The organism is Cellulosimicrobium funkei (genome assembly GCF_900155925.1).
Classification (GTDB): domain Bacteria; phylum Actinomycetota; class Actinomycetes; order Actinomycetales; family Cellulomonadaceae; genus Cellulosimicrobium; species Cellulosimicrobium funkei.
Genome location: NZ_FTMI01000006.1, coordinates 10,820 through 28,495 on the forward strand (window position 1 = coordinate 10,820; position 17,676 = coordinate 28,495).

General features: G+C 76.1%; 20 protein-coding genes. 11 read left to right on the plus strand and 9 right to left on the minus strand.

Annotated elements, in window-relative coordinates; all coding sequences use genetic code 11:
* Nucleotides 1-42: 42 nt before the first annotated feature.
* Genes BXA05_RS14920 through BXA05_RS14935 form a run of 4 tightly spaced genes read right to left on the minus strand, consistent with a single transcriptional unit; the run spans nucleotide 43 to nucleotide 4,101 of the window.
* Nucleotides 43-744, minus strand: a complete 702-nt coding sequence (locus BXA05_RS14920; protein ID WP_021483142.1) for a response regulator — start codon at nucleotides 742-744, stop codon at nucleotides 43-45.
* Complete coding sequence (locus tag BXA05_RS14925) at nucleotides 741-2,249, minus strand: sensor histidine kinase (RefSeq protein WP_083711923.1); 1,509 nt, start codon at nucleotides 2,247-2,249, stop codon at nucleotides 741-743. The genes BXA05_RS14920 and BXA05_RS14925 overlap by 4 nt, the downstream gene beginning before the upstream one ends.
* Entirely contained in the window at nucleotides 2,246-3,115 is an 870-nt protein-coding gene (locus tag BXA05_RS14930) for an ABC transporter permease subunit (RefSeq protein WP_021482323.1), read from the minus strand. The genes BXA05_RS14925 and BXA05_RS14930 overlap by 4 nt, the downstream gene beginning before the upstream one ends.
* A complete protein-coding gene (locus tag BXA05_RS14935) occupies nucleotides 3,112-4,101 on the minus strand; it encodes an ABC transporter ATP-binding protein (protein WP_076405853.1) in 990 nt (329 codons plus the stop codon). The genes BXA05_RS14930 and BXA05_RS14935 overlap by 4 nt, the downstream gene beginning before the upstream one ends.
* Nucleotides 4,102-4,477: 376 nt before the next feature.
* Between BXA05_RS14935 and BXA05_RS14940 the strand changes: the two genes are divergently transcribed.
* Both BXA05_RS14940 and BXA05_RS14945 read left to right on the plus strand, forming a co-directional pair.
* Nucleotides 4,478-5,392 (plus strand): Bax inhibitor-1/YccA family protein, encoded by a 915-nt coding sequence (locus BXA05_RS14940; protein ID WP_021482325.1) that lies wholly within the window; start codon nucleotides 4,478-4,480, stop codon nucleotides 5,390-5,392.
* 53 nt (nucleotides 5,393-5,445) lie between these two features.
* Complete coding sequence (locus BXA05_RS14945) at nucleotides 5,446-5,913, plus strand: hypothetical protein (RefSeq protein WP_143317313.1); 468 nt, start codon at nucleotides 5,446-5,448, stop codon at nucleotides 5,911-5,913.
* A 77-nt stretch (nucleotides 5,914-5,990) separates the two neighbouring features.
* On the opposite strand, the gene BXA05_RS14950 is transcribed toward BXA05_RS14945, so the two are convergent.
* A complete protein-coding gene (locus tag BXA05_RS14950; RefSeq protein WP_076405857.1) occupies nucleotides 5,991-6,707 on the minus strand; it encodes a DUF5701 family protein in 717 nt (238 codons plus the stop codon).
* Nucleotides 6,708-6,854: 147 nt separating this feature from the next.
* On the opposite strand from BXA05_RS14950, the gene BXA05_RS14955 reads away from it, so the two are divergent.
* A complete protein-coding gene (locus BXA05_RS14955; protein WP_076405859.1) occupies nucleotides 6,855-8,264 on the plus strand; it encodes a cystathionine beta-synthase in 1,410 nt (469 codons plus the stop codon).
* A 24-nt stretch (nucleotides 8,265-8,288) separates the two neighbouring features.
* On the opposite strand, the gene BXA05_RS14960 is transcribed toward BXA05_RS14955, so the two are convergent.
* Both BXA05_RS14960 and BXA05_RS14965 read right to left on the minus strand, forming a co-directional pair.
* Entirely contained in the window at nucleotides 8,289-8,888 is a 600-nt protein-coding gene (locus BXA05_RS14960; protein ID WP_076405861.1) for a TetR/AcrR family transcriptional regulator, read from the minus strand.
* The gene (locus BXA05_RS14965) at nucleotides 8,881-9,759 is read right to left on the minus strand and encodes an alpha/beta fold hydrolase (protein ID WP_076405863.1); all 879 of its coding nucleotides are present in this window, start codon (nucleotides 9,757-9,759) and stop codon (nucleotides 8,881-8,883) included. Before BXA05_RS14965 ends, BXA05_RS14960 begins: the two co-directional genes overlap by 8 nt.
* Before the next feature lie 136 nt (nucleotides 9,760-9,895).
* Between BXA05_RS14965 and BXA05_RS14970 the strand changes: the two genes are divergently transcribed.
* Nucleotides 9,896-10,306, plus strand: a complete 411-nt coding sequence (locus tag BXA05_RS14970) for an FKBP-type peptidyl-prolyl cis-trans isomerase (protein WP_009864026.1) — start codon at nucleotides 9,896-9,898, stop codon at nucleotides 10,304-10,306.
* Between the two features lie 55 nt (nucleotides 10,307-10,361).
* On the opposite strand, the gene BXA05_RS14975 is transcribed toward BXA05_RS14970, so the two are convergent.
* Nucleotides 10,362-11,543 carry a class I SAM-dependent methyltransferase gene (locus BXA05_RS14975; RefSeq protein ID WP_076405865.1) on the minus strand — a complete coding sequence of 394 codons (1,182 nt, stop codon included), beginning with the start codon at nucleotides 11,541-11,543 and terminating at the stop codon, nucleotides 10,362-10,364.
* An 88-nt stretch (nucleotides 11,544-11,631) separates the two neighbouring features.
* Between BXA05_RS14975 and BXA05_RS14980 the strand changes: the two genes are divergently transcribed.
* Nucleotides 11,632-13,026 (plus strand): DUF2252 domain-containing protein, encoded by a 1,395-nt coding sequence (locus BXA05_RS14980; protein ID WP_076405867.1) that lies wholly within the window; start codon nucleotides 11,632-11,634, stop codon nucleotides 13,024-13,026.
* 62 nt (nucleotides 13,027-13,088) lie between these two features.
* Complete coding sequence (locus BXA05_RS14985; protein ID WP_083711926.1) at nucleotides 13,089-13,550, plus strand: Rdx family protein; 462 nt, start codon at nucleotides 13,089-13,091, stop codon at nucleotides 13,548-13,550.
* A gap of 44 nt (nucleotides 13,551-13,594) precedes the next feature.
* Here BXA05_RS14985 and BXA05_RS14990 read toward each other — a convergent pair whose 3' ends face one another.
* Nucleotides 13,595-13,975, minus strand: a complete 381-nt coding sequence (locus BXA05_RS14990) for a DUF5997 family protein (protein ID WP_034650386.1) — start codon at nucleotides 13,973-13,975, stop codon at nucleotides 13,595-13,597.
* 144 nt (nucleotides 13,976-14,119) lie between these two features.
* On the opposite strand from BXA05_RS14990, the gene BXA05_RS14995 reads away from it, so the two are divergent.
* From BXA05_RS14995 to BXA05_RS15015, 5 genes are all read left to right on the plus strand, one after another.
* Complete coding sequence (locus BXA05_RS14995) at nucleotides 14,120-15,028, plus strand: substrate-binding domain-containing protein (protein WP_076405869.1); 909 nt, start codon at nucleotides 14,120-14,122, stop codon at nucleotides 15,026-15,028.
* Nucleotides 15,025-15,600, plus strand: a complete 576-nt coding sequence (locus BXA05_RS15000) for a hypothetical protein (RefSeq protein WP_076405871.1) — start codon at nucleotides 15,025-15,027, stop codon at nucleotides 15,598-15,600. The genes BXA05_RS14995 and BXA05_RS15000 overlap by 4 nt, the downstream gene beginning before the upstream one ends.
* 39 nt (nucleotides 15,601-15,639) lie before the next feature.
* Nucleotides 15,640-16,032 carry an ArsR/SmtB family transcription factor gene (locus BXA05_RS15005; RefSeq protein ID WP_061267446.1) on the plus strand — a complete coding sequence of 131 codons (393 nt, stop codon included), beginning with the start codon at nucleotides 15,640-15,642 and terminating at the stop codon, nucleotides 16,030-16,032.
* Nucleotides 16,029-16,700 carry an SRPBCC family protein gene (locus tag BXA05_RS15010; protein ID WP_076405873.1) on the plus strand — a complete coding sequence of 224 codons (672 nt, stop codon included), beginning with the start codon at nucleotides 16,029-16,031 and terminating at the stop codon, nucleotides 16,698-16,700. The genes BXA05_RS15005 and BXA05_RS15010 overlap by 4 nt, the downstream gene beginning before the upstream one ends.
* Before the next feature lie 134 nt (nucleotides 16,701-16,834).
* Nucleotides 16,835-17,662, plus strand: a complete 828-nt coding sequence (locus BXA05_RS15015) for a phosphatase PAP2 family protein (protein WP_076405875.1) — start codon at nucleotides 16,835-16,837, stop codon at nucleotides 17,660-17,662.
* Nucleotides 17,663-17,676: the final 14 nt, after the last annotated feature.

Consider the following 17,676-nt stretch of genomic DNA (forward strand, 5'->3'; position numbering starts at 1 on the left):
ATCCCGGCGGGCCGAGCACCTGTTCGGCGGGGGGCGGGAGAGTCAGGAGGGGCGGGCGACGCCCGTCTCGTAGGCGAGCACCACGGCCTGGACGCGGTCGCGCAGGCCGAGCTTGCCGAGGACGCGCCCGACATGGGTCTTGACCGTCGCCTCCGAGAGCACGAAGCGCTCGGCGATCTCGGCGTTCGTCAGCCCTTCACCGAGGGCCTCGAAGACCTCGAGCTCGCGCGCGGTGAGGTCGGCGAGGCGCGGGTCGTCCCGGCCGGTCGGCGCCTGGGCCGGGGCGGCGGCGCCGTCCTGCGGGAGCTGGCCGGAGAACATCTCGAGCATGCGGCGCGTGATGCGCGGGGAGACGGCGGCGTCGCCGCTCGCGACGGCGCGGATCGCCCCGACGAGCTCGCCGGGCTTGGCGTCCTTGAGGAGGAAGCCGCTCGCCCCGGCGCGCAGGGCGGCGAACGCGTACTCGTCGAGGTCGAACGTCGTGAGGATGATGACGCGCGACCCGGGCTGGGCGGCGACGATCCGCTCCGTCGCCTCGATGCCGTTCGTGCCGGGCATGCGCACGTCCATGAGCACGACGTCCGGCGCGAGCGCGGACGCCTGCGCGACGCCCGTCTCGCCGTCCCCGGCCTCGCCGACGACCTCGATGTCGTCCTCGGCGGCGAGGATCATGCGGAAGCCCATGCGCAGCAGGGCCTGGTCGTCGACGAGCAGCACCCGGATCGGTGCCCCCGTTCCCGTCATGTGCGTTCCCGTCCGTCGTCGCGTGCGCCGGCCTGGCGGCCGGGGTCGAGGTCGAGGCGCAGGCTCGCCCGCACCTCCCAGCCCGTCCCGCTCGGCCCCGCGGACACGGTACCGCCGTACACCGCGGCCCTCTCCCGCATCCCGATGATCCCGCGCCCCGTGCCGACGGGGACGCCGGGCGGGTGCTGCTCCGCGACGGACGGCGGGAGCCCGCGCTCGTCGGCGCTCGCGCCCTCCCCGGGACGACGGCCCGCCTGGTTGACGACGCGCAGCTCCAGCCAGTCGGCGCCGGGCTCGGCGCGGCGCGACACCTCGACGAGGACCACGGGGGACAGGGGCGCGTAGCGCAGCACGTTCGTCAGGGCCTCCTGGACGATGCGGTGCGCGGTCTGGCGCAGGGCGGGGCCGGGCGTCGGCTGCGGGCCGGAGCGCACGAGCCGGACGGGCAGCCCGGCGGTGCGGAACCGCTCGACGATCTCCTCGAGCTCGGGCGTCTCGTGCGCGGGCGCGAGGGGCACGGTCTGTTCGCCGCCCGGCTCGCGCAGGACGCCGAGGACGCGCCGCATGTCGGCGAGCGCGGCGCGGCCGGTCGCGGTGAGCTCGTCGAGCGCGTGGCCCGCGAGCTCGGGGTTCTTGGCGCCCGACGCCTTGGCGCCGTCCGCGAGGGCGACCATCACGGTGAGGGAGTGCGCGACGACGTCGTGCATCTCGCGCGCGATGCGCGCGCGCTCGGCGGCGGCGGCGAGCTGCGCCTGCTGGTCGCGGTCGCGCGCGATGGAGTTGGCGCGCTCGACGAGGTCGGACACGTGCTGGCGGCGCGCGCGCACGTTCGTGCCGATCGCGAGCGCGACGAGGCAGAGGATGGTGGTCACGAGGATGCCGACGATGCGGTCGACGGTCGCGCGGCCGGGCTCGACGCTCTGGCGCAGGACCTCCCCTTCCGGGGTGGTGACGACGTCGTACCAGAGCAGGGTCGCGCCGGAGAGCGCGAGGACGGCGATCGCGAGCACGGGCCACGCGATGCGGGAGGGCCGCGACGCCGCGACGGCGTAGACGGCGAACATGGCCGCGACCTCGAACCCGGCCGTGTCGCCGGTGACGCCGATGGCGACGACCCCGACGGCGGTGAGCGCGAGCGCGATCGTCACGGGCCGACGGCGGCGCCAGTACAGGAGCACGCCGCCGACGAGGAAGAACACGAGCGAGAGCGCCGTCGTCCCACGGGGCTGAGACGCGGTGAGCGCGTACAGCACGCCGGGCACGACGAAGACGGCCACGACGACCCAGTCCATGACGACCGGGTGCCGCGCGAAGTACCGGCGGACGGGGCCGAGCCGACGCGCGTCGAGCTCGGTGAAGGGAGCGGGCGCGGGGCGCAGGGGGTGGGTCGACGAGCCCGGGTTCCCCGGGGCGGCGGGCTCCACCGGCTCCGGGCGCGCCACGGCCGACGCCGGACGAGCGGTCTGCTCGTCCGGCGTCGGCGGGGTGGTGGGCCGGGTGGTCACGCGTCCCGGCGCTTGAGGACGACCGCGGCCGCGGCGACCAGCGCGGCGGTCCAGCCGAGGAGCACGGCGTAGCCGGGCCACGGCGCGATCGTGTCGCTGCCCGACATGTTGCCGCCGAGCACGATCTGCTCGCCGGCGGACGCGGGCAGGGAGTTGTAGAGCGTCTGGACCCAGTCGGCACCGGTCACGCCCATGACGATCCCGAGGACCATCGACAGGACGAAGAACACGGCGACGAGCGTGAAGATCGCCCCCGCGGAGCTGCGGAGCAGCACGCCGACCGCGACGGAGAAGAGCGCGACGGTCGTGAGGTAGAGCACGACGCCGATCAGCGCGCGCTGGTCGTCCGCGGACGAGAAGTCGACGGTCATGTCCTTGCCCGACAGGATCGGGTACGTCACGAGCCACGACAGCCCGACGGCCACGACGGTCGTCACCGCGGTCACCACGCCGACGACGATCATCTTCGCCGCGAGCGCGGGGAGACGGCTCGGCACGGCGGAGAGCGTGGAGCGGATCATGCCGGTCGAGTACTCGCCCGTCACGGTGAGCGCCCCGAGCACGGCCACGGCGAGCTGCGCGAACGTGTAGCCGACGGTGATCACGGTGATGCCCACCCCGTCGGCGGACCCCATGCCGGCCTCCTCGGGCGTGGCGCCCGCGGACTGCATGGAGGACATGACGGCCGCGAACATGAGCGAGAAGCCCACCATGACGACGACGGTGATGCCGAGCGTCCACCAGGTGGAGCGCAGGGTGCGGAACTTGATCCACTCCGAGCGCAGCACGTGGCCGAACGAGAGGCGGTAGGGGGAGGTGCGGGACGCCGTCGGGCCGGCGCCGGTGGCGAGGGTCGTGGCGCTCATCGCTGCGCTCCTTCGAGGGAGTCGGTGGGGGCCGGTGCGCCCGCGGTCGCGCCCGCGGCACCGTGGCCGATGTGGTTCTGCGCGGAGTCGGTCTGGTACTCGACCGCGTCCGCCGTGAGGGCCATGTAGGCGTCCTCGAGCGTGGACGTGACCGGCGTGAGCTCGTGCAGCACGAACCCCTTGGCCGCGGCGAGCTCGCCGATCCCGGGGGCGTCCGCGCCCGTGACGACGAGCAGGCTCGGCTCGTCGCTCGTGACGGTCGCGCCGTCGCTCGTGAGGAGCTCGGCGAGCTGCGTGGCGTGCGGGGTGCGCACGCGCACGGTGCGCTGCTGCGAGCCGTTGACGATGTCGCTCACCGGGGCGTCCGCGATGATGCGGCCCTTGCCGATGACGATGATGTGGTCGGCGGTGAGGGCGACCTCGCTCATGAGGTGGCTCGACAGGAAGACGGTGCGGCCCTCGGAGGCGAGGTAGCGCGCGAGGTTGCGCACCCACAGCACGCCCTCGGGGTCCAGGCCGTTGACCGGCTCGTCCAGGATGAGGGTCTTGGGGTCGCCCAGCAGCGCGGACGCGATGCCCAGGCGCTGGCCCATGCCGAGGGAGAAGCCGCCCACGCGCTTCTTCGCGACCGGCTGCAGGCCGGTCATCTCGATGACCTCGTCCACGCGCTTGGTCGGGATGCCGTGCGTGGCGGCCATCGCGAGCAGGTGGTTGTAGGCCGAGCGGCCGGTGTGCACGGCCTTGGCGTCCAGCAGCGCGCCGACCTCGGTCAGCGGTGAGCGGTGCTGGGCGTAGGGGCGCCCGTTGACGGTGACGGTCCCGGCGGTGGGGCGGTCCAGGCCCATGATCATGCGCATGGTCGTGGACTTGCCCGCGCCGTTGGGGCCCAGGAAGCCGGTCACGGTCCCGGGACGCACGGTGAACGAGATGCCGTCCACCGCGGTCTTGGGCCCGTACCTCTTGGTCAGGCCGCGTGCTTCGATCATGACTTCGCCCCTCCGAGGGTCGTTCGTCCGGGATGGTCCTGGTGCACCGCGGGAAGGTCGCTCCGGTCCGGCCGGGCCCCTCACCGCGAGGTACGTCTCGAGCCTACGGACGGGCTCGGCGCCGGGCAGCCACCTTGCGACGTATCTTGCCGCCGTCGTGACCCGGAGTGTGTACGCCGCGCGGCGTACGCGACGTCCCGGCGCGTGGTCCGCTGGTCGGGACTTCGCCCGCGAGGCTCGGGAAAACCCGCGGGAACAGTGGCCGGGACTCGCACGTTCCCTAGGATGAACACAGGCCAGCGACACCCGACTCGAGGCGAGACGCCGATGACGAGGCCCGCTGAGAGGTAGTGGACGCCGCGACCAGGAGGAGCTCATGAGCAACCCCGTCTTCAACAACAGCGCGGTCTTCGGCGAGCCGAAGAACCGGCGCGGTGGGGCGGCCACGCAGGCCGCACCCGCCTACGGGAGCCCGCCCGCACAGGGCCAGGGCCCCGCGTACGGCACGCCCCCGCAGGGCGCGCAGTGGGGTGCGTACGGCGCCCAGACCGCGGACGCGGCGCAGCTCGACGCGATGTACAGCGCGCCGTCGGCGACCACGGCGGACACCAAGCGCCTCACGTACGACGACGTGATCATGAAGACGGGCGGCCTGCTCGCGCTGCTCGTCGTCGTCGGGGCGGCGTCGTGGTACCTCACGCCGCAGATGCCGTTCCTCTACCTGCTGGGTGCGATCGCCGGCCTGGTGCTCGGCCTGGTCAACGCGTTCAAGCGGAACCCGAGCCCGGCCCTGATCATCGCGTACACCGTGGCCCAGGGCCTGTTCCTCGGTGGCATCAGCCTCGCGTTCGGCACCATGACCGTCGGCAACGGCGGGAACCTCACGGACATCGTCTTCCAGGCGGTCCTCGCGACCGTCGCGACGTTCGCGGCCGCGCTGTTCCTGTTCCGCTCCGGCAAGGTGCGTGTCACCCCGAAGTTCACGCGCTGGCTGCTCATCGCGATGGTCGGGTACCTCGCGTTCTCGCTCGTCAACGTGGTCCTCGTGCTCTTCGGCGTCCTCGACGGCTGGGGCATGCGCGGCGGCACGATCGGCATCGTCGTCGGGCTCATCGCGGTCGGCCTGGCCGCCGCGTCGCTCATCGTCGACTTCGACTCGATCAAGCGTGGCGTCGAGGCCGGCGTCCCCGCCAAGTTCGCGTGGTCGGCCGCGTTCGGCCTCATGGTCACGCTGATCTGGCTCTACCTCGAGTTCCTGCGCCTCTTCGCGATCCTGCAGAGCAGCGACTGACGGTGGCGCGCAGCACCCGTGAACCGGCACCCGCGGCGGACCTCCCGCCGCGGGTGCCGGTGTTTCTGGCCGGGCTCGTCGTCGCGGCGGCCGCGATGCTCGGCGTCCAGGTCCTGTACATGGTCGTCTCGGGCGCGCCGCCTGCGTGGCTGTCGTTCGCGGCGCTCCTCATCCTGCTCAGCGTCCCGACGGCGGGCGCCGCCGTCGCCTGGCTCGGCACCCGGATCACGCGCGACGCCACGGAGCGCCGGGCCGCGCTCGTGTTCGCGGCGCTCGGACTCGTGGCCGGAGCGCTCTGGGGGTCGTTGCTCGCGGGCGGGATCGCCCGGCAGCTCGCCGACGCCGGCGCTGGCGGTGGCGGTGCGCTCGTCGCGGGTGCGGCCGCCGTCGTCGGGGTCACCGCCGCGGTCGGCGCGGGTCTCGGCCGGCTCGTGGCGCCCGAGGCCTCCGACCGCCCGCTGCTCGTCGTCGTGCTCGGCGTCGTCGTGGTCCTCGTCGCGATCCTGGGTCTCGTCGGCTGACGGCCCCACCCCGTGAGTGCGGGAAAGAGCCGCGGTCGGGCGTCTCCGCCGCGACTCTCTCCCGCACTCAGCGGGGGTCAGGCGGGGAGGCGGCCGGTGGCCGAGGCGAAGCCGAGCCACGTGTGGCGGTTCCCGGCCCAGCACCAGCCGACCTTCGGGGCGCCGCGGCGCTCGCGCCCGTCGCGTCCGGTGCCGTTCGAGATCCACAGCGCGGGGGTGCGGGTGTCGAGGCGGCCGTCGGGCTTGCGCAGCCGTGAGCCGACCGTCATGTAGCAGTGGTTGCGCGCGAGGACGTCCGGCGCCTGGAGCGCCCAGTGGATCCCCTCGTGCAGCAGGAGCGGCGTCCGGCCGCGCGCCGTGAGCTCCGGCAGCGCCTCGTCCGGGGACCAGCTCGCCAGGTCGTCGCCGCGGTCGACGTCCGTGACGAGCGAGAGCGGCCCCGGCGGGACGACGATCCCCTCGATCGGCGTGAAGCGGTCCACGTCCGTCATGTCGACGACGACGAAACCCTCCTTCTCGCCGTCCTTCGCCGGGAGCCGCAGCAGGGGAGCCAGCGCCGACGGCGGCGCGAGCGCCGGGTCGACGACGAGCAGCGCGCCCGCGGGGGCGGTCGCCGCGAGGTCGGCCGCGGCGGCGCGGAACGCGTCCGCGGTGAGAACGGCGATGTCGTGGACGCCGAGCGCGACGAGGCGCTCGGCCTGGGCGACGACGTCGGGCAGCGGGGGGAGCGCGGGCGGCGCGGAGGCCGCTGCGGGGGACGCGGGACGGGTGGCGGCGGTCGTGGGCTCGGGCACGGGTCACCTCTCGGTCGGGGATGTCGGCGTCCTCAACGCTCTACACCGTACGGGAATTCCCGTCGCGAGCGACCCTCGTGCCGGGCGTCGGTCGGGACGGTGCCCGGTCGAGCACGCGCGCGGCGCCGGATCGGGGATGATCGGGGCATGAGATACGCAGAGCACGTGTCCGAGCTCGTCGGCGGTACCCCGCTCGTCCGGCTGTCCCGTGTCACCGCAGGCCTCAGCGCGACGATCCTCGCCAAGGTCGAGTACGTGAACCCCGGCGGCTCCGTCAAGGACCGCATCGCGCTGAAGATGGTCGAGGCCGCGGAGGCCTCGGGCGAGCTCCGGCCCGGCGGCACGATCGTGGAGCCGACGTCCGGCAACACGGGCGTCGGGCTCGCGCTCGTCGCGCAGCGCAAGGGGTACGACTGCGTCTTCGTCTGCCCGGACAAGGTGAGCCAGGACAAGCGCGACGTGCTGCGCGCGTACGGCGCGCGCGTCGTCGTCACGCCGACCGCCGTGGCCCCCGACCACCCGGACTCCTACTACTCGGTCTCCGACCGGCTGGTCCGCGAGATCCCGGGCGCCTGGAAGCCGAACCAGTACGCGAACCCGAACGGCCCGGCGTCGCACTACGAGTCCACCGGCCCCGAGGTCTGGGCCGACACCGACGGTCGCGTGACGCACTTCGTCGCCGGGGTCGGCACGGGCGGCACCATCACCGGCACGGGCCGCTACCTCAAGGAGGTCTCCGCGGACCGCGCGGCCTCCGACGGCGGGCGTGTGCGCGTCGTCGGCGCGGACCCGGCGGGCTCGGTCTACTCGGGCGGCGACGGGCGCCCGTACCTCGTCGAGGGCGTGGGCGAGGACTTCTGGCCGGCCGCCTACGACCCGGCGGTCCCCGACGAGGTCATCCCGGTCAGCGACGCGGACTCGTTCGCGATGACCCGGCGCCTCGCGCGCGAGGAGGGCCTGCTCGTCGGCGGGTCGTGCGGCATGGCCGTCGAGGCGACGCTGCGGCTCGCGCGCCGGCTCGAGGAGGAGGACCCGGAGGCGGCGGCGCGGGCCGTCATCGTCGTCCTGCTGCCGGACAGCGGGCGCGGCTACCTCTCCAAGATCTTCAACGACGCGTGGATGCGGTCCTACGGGTTCCTGCCCGACGAGGAGGGCGTGACCGCGGGCGACGTGCTGCGCGCGAAGGACGGCCGCCTGCCCGACCTCGTGCACACGCACCCGAGCGAGACGGTCCGCGACGCCATCGAGATCCTGCGCGAGTACGGGGTGTCGCAGATGCCCGTCGTCGGCGCCGAGCCGCCCGTGAAGAGCGGGGAGGTGGCCGGGTCGGTGAGCGAGCGCGCGCTGCTCGACGCCGTCTTCTCCGGCCGCGCGTCGCTCGCCGACCGCGTGGACCAGCACATGGAGCCCCGCTTCCCGCTCATCGGCGCGGGCGAGGGCGTCGAGGCCGTGCGCACGGCGCTGCACGACGCCGACGCGCTGCTCGTCGTCGAGGACGGCGACCCGGTCGGGGTCCTCACGCGGCACGACCTCCTGGGGTTCGTCGCCGCGCGCTGATCCCCGCCGGGCCCGGCGCGCGCCTCAGGCTCCGGCCGGCGGGCGCGCGAGGGATGCCAGGCCCGCGAGGAGCGCGCGGACGTGCAGGTCGAAGCTGCGGTCGAGGTCGTCGGGCAGGCGGAAGCCGCCGCCGAGCTCGAGCGCGACGAAGCCGTGCAGGCTCGCGCGCACGGACCGGACGGCGTCGACCGTGCGGTCCTCGGGGAGGTCGAACCCGCGCAGCACCGCGGCGACGACCTGGACGCTGCGCCCCGCGGCCGCCGACAGCGCGGCGTCCGCGGGGTCGTCCGGGTCGGGGGCGACCTGCACGGCCGCGTACCGGCCGGGGTGCGCCCGGGCGTACCCCCGGGTCGCGTGCGCGAGGGCGGCGACGGCGTCGGGCCCGGCGAGGCCGACCGTCGCGTCGGTGAGGGCGCGCGTGTAGTCCCCGACGGCGACGACGGCGACCTCGCGGCGCAGCGCGGCGAGCGAGCCGACGTGCTTGTACAGGCTCGGCGTCGCGACGCCTGCCTGCGCGGCGACCTTGGCGAGCGTGAGGTCGGCGAAGCCCGTCGGGCCGCCGGCGTCGACGAGGTCGAGCGCGATCCGGACGACGGCGTCGTGGGACAGCCCGGCCCTAGCCACGAGCGTCCTCCGACCGCTCGGCATCCGGGCGCGCGTCGGCGTCGGGCAGCCCGGAGAGGAAGTCGAGGGTCGCGGCCACGACCTCCTCGGGCGCCTGGAGCTGGGGGTAGTGGCCGACGTCGGGCAGCAGGAGCGTGGTCGCGCCGAGCGCCTGCTCGGCCCACGCGGCCTCGGCGGCCGGGTCGGCGTAGTCGGGGTCGAGCGCGCCGTAGACCGCGAGCACGGGCGCCTCGACCTGGGCGACGCGCGGCTCGACGACGCGGTGGTCGAGCTGGAGGGTGAGGTCCCGGAAGGAGCGCAGGCGCCCCGGCTCGGAGAGGTTGGCGCGGATCGCGGCCTGGTGCGCGGCGAGGCGCGCGGGGGTGCGGCCCTTGTTCAGCGAGCCGTAGAACGAGGCCCAGAACGCCGCGCCCCACGGTCGGGCGAGCGCGACGCGGTAGAGCACGCGCATCGCGCGGAGCCTCGCGGGGGACGACGGCTCGCGCAGGAACCCGTCGAGCAGGACGAGCCCGCGCACGAGGTCGGGACGCAGGGCCGCGGCGACCACGGCGGCCGACGCCGCCATGGAGCTGCCCAGCAGGACGGCCGGGCCGGCGCCCAGGTGCTCGACGAGCGCGACGTAGTCGGACGCGGTCGCCTCGTCGCCGTGCGTCGCGAAGGTCGTGTCGCTGTCGCCGTGGCCGCGCAGGTCCATGGCGACCACGCGGTGGCCCGCGGCGAGGAGGTGGGGGACGACGTCGTCGTAGGTGGCGCGGAGGTCGCCCATGCCGGGCGCGGCGACGACGAGCGGGCCGGAGCCCTGGTCGGTGTAGGCGAGGCGTCCCTCGGCGCGGGCGAGGTGGCGCACGCTCGGTTGCTGGCTCGTGGTCATAGCTGCAAGGCTAATGCCATTAGCCAACGAGGGCAAGAGTTCCGGCGATCGCGCCCGGCCGGGGCCGGGCGACCCGCGTAGGGTAGGGAGACCCGCGCCCGCGCGGGCCTTCCTGCACCCGACGAGAGGCAACCTCGTGACCGACCAGCCCACCCTCCCCACCGCCTCGGGATCCTTCGGCGAGAAGCCGACGCTCACCTTCCCCGAGACGGACGCGCCCAGCGGTCTGCAGGTGGTCGTGCTCACCGAGGGCGACGGCCCGGCCGTCACGTCGGGGCGCAACATCGTCGTGCACTACCTCGGCCAGACCTGGGGCGGGCACGTCTTCGACAACTCCTACGACCGCGGCGACACCATCGCCTTCCCCATCGGCGTCGGCGCCGTCATCGGCGGCTGGGACAAGGGCCTCGTGGGCCAGAACGTCGGCTCCCGCGTGCTGCTCTCGATCCCGCCGGAGCACGGCTACGGCCAGCGCGGCGTGCCGCAGGCCGGCATCGGCGGCACGGACACGCTCGTCTTCGTCGTGGACGTCGTCGACGTCCAGTGACCTCCTGAGCGCGGGGTGCCCGTCGCGGTGATCATCCACGACGGGCGCCCGCCGCTCAGCGCCGCACGGACCGCGTCACCGTGAAGCGCGGGTCGCGCGCGACCTGCGTCGTGGGCCCGACCGCGCGCTCGAGCGCGGGGCGGTACCGCAGGTGCGAGTTCCAGACGCACCACAGCTCGCCGCCCGGACGCAGCACGCGCCCCGCGGTCGCGAACATGCGGTGCGCCGCGTCGGTGCGCACCGCCGCGCCGTCGTGGAACGGCGGGTTGAGCAGCACGACGTCGGCGCTCGCGTCCGCGAGGGTCGCGCCCGCGTCGTCGCGCACCGTCCGCACACGGTCGGCGACGCCGTTCTCGCGCGCCGTGAGCGCCGTCGAGCGGACGGCGGCGTCCGAGCGGTCGGCGGCGACCACCCGCGCGTCGGGCCAGCGCCGGGCCGCCCACGCGGCGAGCAGGCCCGTCCCGCACCCGAGGTCGACGACGTCGCGCGGCGCCGCACCCTGCCCGCCGGGGGTCGGTCCGTCGTCGGCGCCGAGCCGGTCGAGCAGGAACCGCGTGCCGAGGTCCAGGCCCGCTCCCGCGAAGGCGGCGCCGAACGCCGCGACCCGCAGGCCGACGTCGGCCAGGTCGGTGACGACCGGGTAGGTGAGCGGGCGCGCCGGCCGGGGCGCCGACGCGACGAGCACGCGGGACTTGCCCCGGGCGAGGCTCGCGCGCACCTCGCCGAACGACTCGGCGAGGACGTCGTTCATCGCGCGCGTCATGTGCTTGACGCGCGCGCTCCCGAGGAGCACGACGTCCGGCCCGGCCGCGCGCGCGACGTGCTCTGCGACGTCGCGCAGCGCCGCGAGGCCGCGGGGGAGCCGCAGCAGCACGACCCGCGCCCCGGCCAGGAGCCCCGCGTCGAGTCCGCGGCGGTCGTACGCCGTCGCCATCCCCGCCGCGCGCGCGTTCGCGTCGAGCGCCGCCTCCGCGGTGCACGCGTCCTGGTGGACGCGCACGCGCCCCCCGGCGGGTCCTGCCCCGGTGAGCAGCGCCGCACCCAGGGTGAGGGCGCCGTACCGGTCGTCGACGACGGCCACGGCCCCCGGCGCGACGCCGGCGAGCAGGGGCGCCGCCTCGTCGAGCAGCAGTCGGTCGGCCGGGTCGACGGCGACCGGTGCGTCCTCCCGGTCCGGACCGACGTCGTGGGTGCGCAGGCGCTCCAGGAGGGCGGCGAGGTCGGGCGAGGTCGTCACCGCCCCAGTCTCCCCGACGCCCGGTGGTCGCCGCGCCGCGCGCCCGGCGGAGCGCTACTGTGCGACTGCGGAGAGCGAGGAGGCACCCGTGGACGTCCCACGCACCCTGGTCGAGTCCCGTGCCGTCGGGCGCGCGCTGCGCGACCGGGTGCCGCGTCGCACGCAGGGCGCGCTGCTGCTGCCGGAGCGCGACCCGGTCGCGATCGTCGAGGAGCAGAACCGCGACCGGCTCCAGGACCTCGTCCCGCTGCGCATCGGCCGGATGCTCGAGTCGCCCTTCGCGTTCTACCGCGGCACCGCCGCGACCATGGCCCACGACCTGCGCGACGGCCCCCGGACCGGCGTCCAGGTCGTCGCGTGCGGGGACGCGCACGTCTCCAACTTCGGGCTCTTCGCGTCGCCCGAGCGGCGGGTCCTGTTCGACCTCAACGACTTCGACGAGGCGTCGGACGCCCCGTGGGAGTGGGACGTCAAGCGCCTCGCGGCGAGCATGTACGTGGGCGGGCGGGACAAGGGCCTGGCCGAGCACGACTGCGCGGACGCCGCGCGCAGCGCGGTGCGCGGGTACCGCGAGACGCTCGCCGAGGCGTTCGCGCGTGACGCCCTCGAGCGCTACGCGTTCCTCGTCGACACCGCGGTCATCGAGCCCCTGCTGCTCGACGGCGGGCGCGAGGAGCTCGAGCGGACCGTGCGCAAGGCGCGGCGGCGCACGTCGGAGCAGGTGGTGCGGAAGATCACGAGCCGGACCGCCGACGGCCGCACGCGGATCGTCGACCAGCCGCCCGTCACCCAGCACGTGGGCACGGCGAGCGTCGACGAGCTCACGACGCTGTTCGAGGCGTACCGCGAGCCCCTGCGCGCCGACGTCCGGCTCCTGCTGAGCCAGTTCACGGTCGTGGACTTCGTGCTGCGCGTCGTGGGCGTCGGGAGCGTCGGGACACGCTGCTACATCGTGCTCCTCGAGGGGCCCGCGGGGGAGCCGCTCGTGCTGCAGGTGAAGGAGGCGACGTCGTCGGTCCTCGCGACGTACGGCGGGATGGTCGACGCGCTGCCGTCCGGGCTCGTGCCCGCCGGCGCCGTGCCCGCCCAGGGCCGCCGGGTGGTCGCCGCCCAGCGCATCCTGCAGGCGCAGTCCGACCCGTTCCTGGGGTGGACGACCGTCGAGGCGCCCGACCGCACGGGCCGCCCGCGCGTCGACTTCTACTGGCGCCAGTTCCGCGACATGAAGGGGTCCGTCGAGCTCGGCCGGCTCTCGGCCTCGCAGTTCGTGCGGTACGGGGAGCTGTGCGGGCGCGTGCTCGCCCGCGCGCACAGCCAGTCGCCGGGCGCGCGCGTGGCGCACGGCTACCTCGGCCGCTCGGACGTGTTCGACGAGTCCCTCGCGCGGTGGTCGCGCGCGTACGCGGACGTCGTCGAGGGCGACTACGCCGCGCTCGAGGCCGCCGTGACGAGCGGCCGCCTCCCGGCCGAGCGGGGCGCCTGAGCCGGTCCGACGGCGGTGTACGGCCACCCGCGCGCCCGGCCGTCGCCCGTACGCTGGGCGCCATGACGGACGACGGAGGTCAGCCCGGCCCGCACGCCCCCGCGCCCGCCGAGGCGCCTGCGGAGTCCTCCGCGCGGGCAGAGGCTCCGACCGCGCCCGCCGAGGCGCGCGGGACCGCGCGCGTGGCGGTCGAGTACTGCACGCAGTGCCGCTGGCTGCTGCGCGCGGCGTGGGTCGCGCAGGAGCTCCTGCAGACGTTCCGCACGCGCCTGGGCGAGGTGGCCCTCGTGCCCGGCACGGACGGCGTCTTCCGGGTCACGCTCGACGCCGGGGACGGGCCGGTGCTGCTGTGGGACCGCCGCGTCGACGGCGGGTTCCCCGAGATCCCGGACCTCAAGCGGCGGGTGCGCGACGCCGTCGCGCCCGACCTGTCGCTCGGCCACACCGACCGCGCGGCCACCACGACGGACGCCGCGACGGACGCTGCGACGGACGCCGCGACGGAGGCACCGCGCCCGGACTGAGGCCGGTCGGGCCGCCCGGCAGACGCGGTCCCGCAGGACGCGGCTCAGCCCTTCTTCGCGCGCGCGGCGGCGAGCCGCTCCTCCTCGGCGCGGACCTTCTTCTGCACCTCGCGCTCGGCCGTCAGCCACTCCGGCGGGTCCTGGCGCAGCGCGTCGATCTCGTCGGTGGTCAGCGGCTCGGTGAGGCCGCCGCGCGTGAGGCCGGAGATCGAGACGCCGAGCCGGCCCGCGACGACGGGCCGCGGGTGCGGGCCGTTGCGGCGCAGGTCCGCGAGCCACTGGGGCGGGTTCTTCTCCATCTCCTCGAGCTGGGCCCGGGTGATGGTGCCCTCCTGGAACTCCTGCGGCGTGGCGGGCAGGTACACCCCGAGCTTCTTCGCCGCGGTGGCGGGCTTCATGGTCTGCGCGGACTGCTTGGGGGTCATGGGCTCCAGGGTAGTCGGCCGGTCGGGTGCCGGCGGTCCGCGGCGGGGCGCGCGGCGGGCGTCCGGCGGGCCCGCGACGGACCGGAGCCGGGCCCGGTGCACCTCGGGCGGGAGCGCGCGGGACCGCGCGCCTAGGCTGTCCGGGTGGACGACGACGCGGGCACGGCTCCCGAGGCAACGACCGACGGCGGCGGGGACGACGGGGCCGGCCGCCGGTTCCGGCTCGCGTACGTCCCCGGCGCGACCCCGGCCAAGTGGGTGCGCACGTGGCGCGAGCGCCTCCCCGACGTGCCGCTCGAGCTCGTCGCCGTCGAGCCCGGCGACGCGGAGCGGGCGCTGCGCGACGACGAGGCCGACGCCGCGATCCTGCGCCTGCCCGTCGACCGCGACGTGCTGAGCGCGATCCGTCTCTACGAGGAGGCGCCGGTCGTGCTCGTGTCGCGCGACCACCTGCTCGCCGCCCTGGAGCCCGAGGAGCCGGTCGCGCTCGACGACCTCGCCGACGACGTGCTGCTGCGGCCGCTCGACGACGTCGTGCCGTGGGCGGGCGAGGCCGGGGCCGCGGACGACGCGCCGCAGCCACCGGGGCGGCCGGCCGACGAGCGGCCCGCGACGACCGGCGACGCGGTCGTGCTGGTCGCCGCGAACGTCGGGGTGGCGGTCGTGCCGCAGTCGCTCGCGCGCCTGCACCACCGCAAGGACGTCACCTACCGCCGCCTGGAGGGGGCGCCGTCGGCCCCCGTCGCGCTCGCGTGGGTCGCGGACCGCGACGACGACCTCGTCGAGGAGATGGTCGGGATCGTCCGGGGCCGCACGGCCAACAGCTCGCGCGGGCGTCGCGCGACGGCGCCCGCGGAGGACGCCGCGCCCGCCCGCGAGCGCCGCGACCGCGACGCGCGCGGTGGCGCGGGCCGCGGGGGAGCGGGCACGGGTCGCGGCGGAGCGGGCACCGGTCGTGCGGGAGGGGGTGGCGGGCGCGGCGGGGGCGGCGCGCAGGGCCGCGGAACGCCGAAGGGCCGGGGCGCCCGTGGTCGGGGCGGGAAGCGGCGGTGACGGCTCCGCCGCCCGCGCCGCAGGCTCCGGGTGGCCCGGTCGAGCTCGTGCTGCTCGACGCGGTGCCCCCGGACGAGCGGGGCCGGCTGCTCGCCGCCGCGCTCCGGCTCCGGCTGGGACCCGGGCAGGAGGAGTTCGTGCCGCCCGCGGCCGACGTCGTCGCCGCGGCCCACGCCGACCCGGGACGGCACCTGCTGGTCGCCCGGCCGCCGGGCGGCGACCCCGTCGCGCTCGGCGTGCTGCACCCGGGCGGTGCCCCGGCCGAGGTCGCGGCGCTGCTCGACGGCGTCGCCCCGGACGACGTCGTGCTGTTCCGCGGCTTCCTCGTCGACGTCGCGGCGCAGGGCGGCGGCGTCGGGTCGCGCGTCGTCCGGGACCTTCCCGGCGCCGTCGCAGCGCTCGCGGCGCTGCGCGGGCGGACGACGCCGTACGGGGCGCTCGTCCTCACGGTCAACGATCGCAACGCGGCGGGGCGGCGCGCGTACGCCCGTGCGGGGATGCACGACCGCGGCGCGTACCTCGGGGGCAGCGCCGGGCCGCAGCGGGTCATGGCACGCGCGCTCGCAACATAGGCCTTGACTTATATAAGCACAGTCTGAATGATGGGGGTCATGGAAGCGTTCGACGTCCTCGGCGACCCGGTGCGTCGCCGGATCCTCGAGCACCTCGCGCACGGCGAGCAGCCCGCCGGCGAGATCGCGGCGCGCGTGGGGGAGGAGTTCGGCATCAGCCAGCCCGCGGTGTCGCAGCACCTGCGCGTGCTGCGGACCAGCGGGTTCGCGTCGGTGCGTCCGGACGGGACCCGGCGCCTCTACGCGCTCGACCCGGCCGCCCTCGACGAGGTCGAGGACTGGACCGCGGGCCTGCGCCGGTTCTGGGAGCAGCGGCTGGACGCGCTCGGGACCGAGCTCGCCCGGGGCGCCCGCGAGCGCCGTCGGGCGACGGCAGCCGGCGCCGACGAGGACGACGAGCGCCCCACCGACACCACCAGGAGGACAGCATGAAGGACTTCATCGCCGAGCTCGAGGCCGCGCGGCGCACCGTCGGGACGGGAGACCTGCCCGCCGGTGCGGCACGGGTCGTCACCCTCGAGCGCACCTACCCGGCCGACGTCGAGGACGTGTGGGACGCCGTCACCGACCCCGAGCGCATCCCGCGCTGGTTCCTGCCCGTGACGGGCGACCTCCGGGTGGGCGGCACCTACCAGGTCGAGGGCAACGCCGGCGGCGAGATCCGCGCGTGCGAGGCCCCGCGGCTCCTGCGGCTCACGTGGGTCATGGGCCCGCCGACGCCGGAGGACTCGTCCGTCGTCGAGGTCCGGCTCGCGCCTGCGCCGGACGGCGGCACCACGCTCACGCTCGAGCACACCGCCGTCGTGCCGCCGGAGATGTGGGACCAGTTCGGCCCGGGCGCCGTCGGCGTCGGGTGGGACGGCGCGCTGCTGGGCCTCGGGCTGCACCTCGACGGCGGGGCGACGCTCGACCCCGAGGCCGTCCTCGCGAGCCCCGAGCTGCGCGCGTTCAACGTCGCGAGCAGCGAGGCGTGGGGAGCGGCGCTCGCCGCGGCCGACGGGCTCGACGCGGACGACGTCGCCGCCCGCGTCGCCGCCACGACGGCGTTCTACGTCCCTGCGGACGACGTCCCCGCCGAGGACGGCTCGGGCACCCGGTAGGGCCGCCCCCGCGGTCGCCGGTCGCGGGTCGCACCGGCGGTCCCGCGAGGTACCGCCCCGGGGGGACGCCCCGCGGCGGACGTCCGCCGCGGGGCGGATGTTCACCCGTGGTTCACCCGGCATACCCTCGTTCGATGACTTCGCCCGATTCGTCCCGCACCACGACCCTGCCCGACGCCGCCCCGACGCGTGACGAGAGCGACGGCGCGCCGGCCGGACCCACGGCCCCCGAGCCGTCGTCCGGGCTGGCGGGGCAGGCGCTCGTGGCGCTGTCGTGGCTCGTCGGGGCGGCGCTCGTCGTCCTCGTCGCCCGGATGCTGCGCGGGCCGAGCGAGTCCCTCTACCTCGCCGTCACGGCGCGCACGGCCGACCTCCCCGGGACGGAGCTCGTCGCCGAGGGCGGCGTGCTCGTGCTCGTGGCCTGGTGCGCGCTCGTGGCCTGGCGCTCGCGCCGGGGCGGCCCGCCCGCGGTCGCGACGACGCTCGTCGCCGGCGTGGGCGCCGTCGCCGCCTACGCCGCGAGCGAGGCCGTGAAGTCGCTCGTCCGCCAGCCGCGCGGTTGCTGGGAGCTGGTCGAGGTCGCGCACTGCCCCGCGGCGGGCGACTGGTCGTTCCCGAGCAACCACACCGCGATCGCGTTCGCCCTCGCGACCGCCGTCGTCCTCGCCGGCGCGCCGGCCGTGCGGGTCCCCGGCGCCGTGCCGGCGCGGCACGCGACCCGCTCCCGTACGCGCGACCTCGCGGTGTGGGTCGTCGTGCCGGCCCTGCTGGCCGTGGCGGTCGCGGCGGCCCGCGTCGCCCAGGGCGTGCACTTCCCGCACGACGTCGTGGCCGGCGCGGCCGTGGGCGTCGCCGTGGTCGTGGCGGCGGTGACGGTGCTCGCCGGTCCCGCCACGACGGCCGTCGCGGCGGCGTGCCGCGTCGACGGGGTGCGCCGCGTGCTGCTCGCCCGACCGTCCTGACCCCGCCCGCGGGC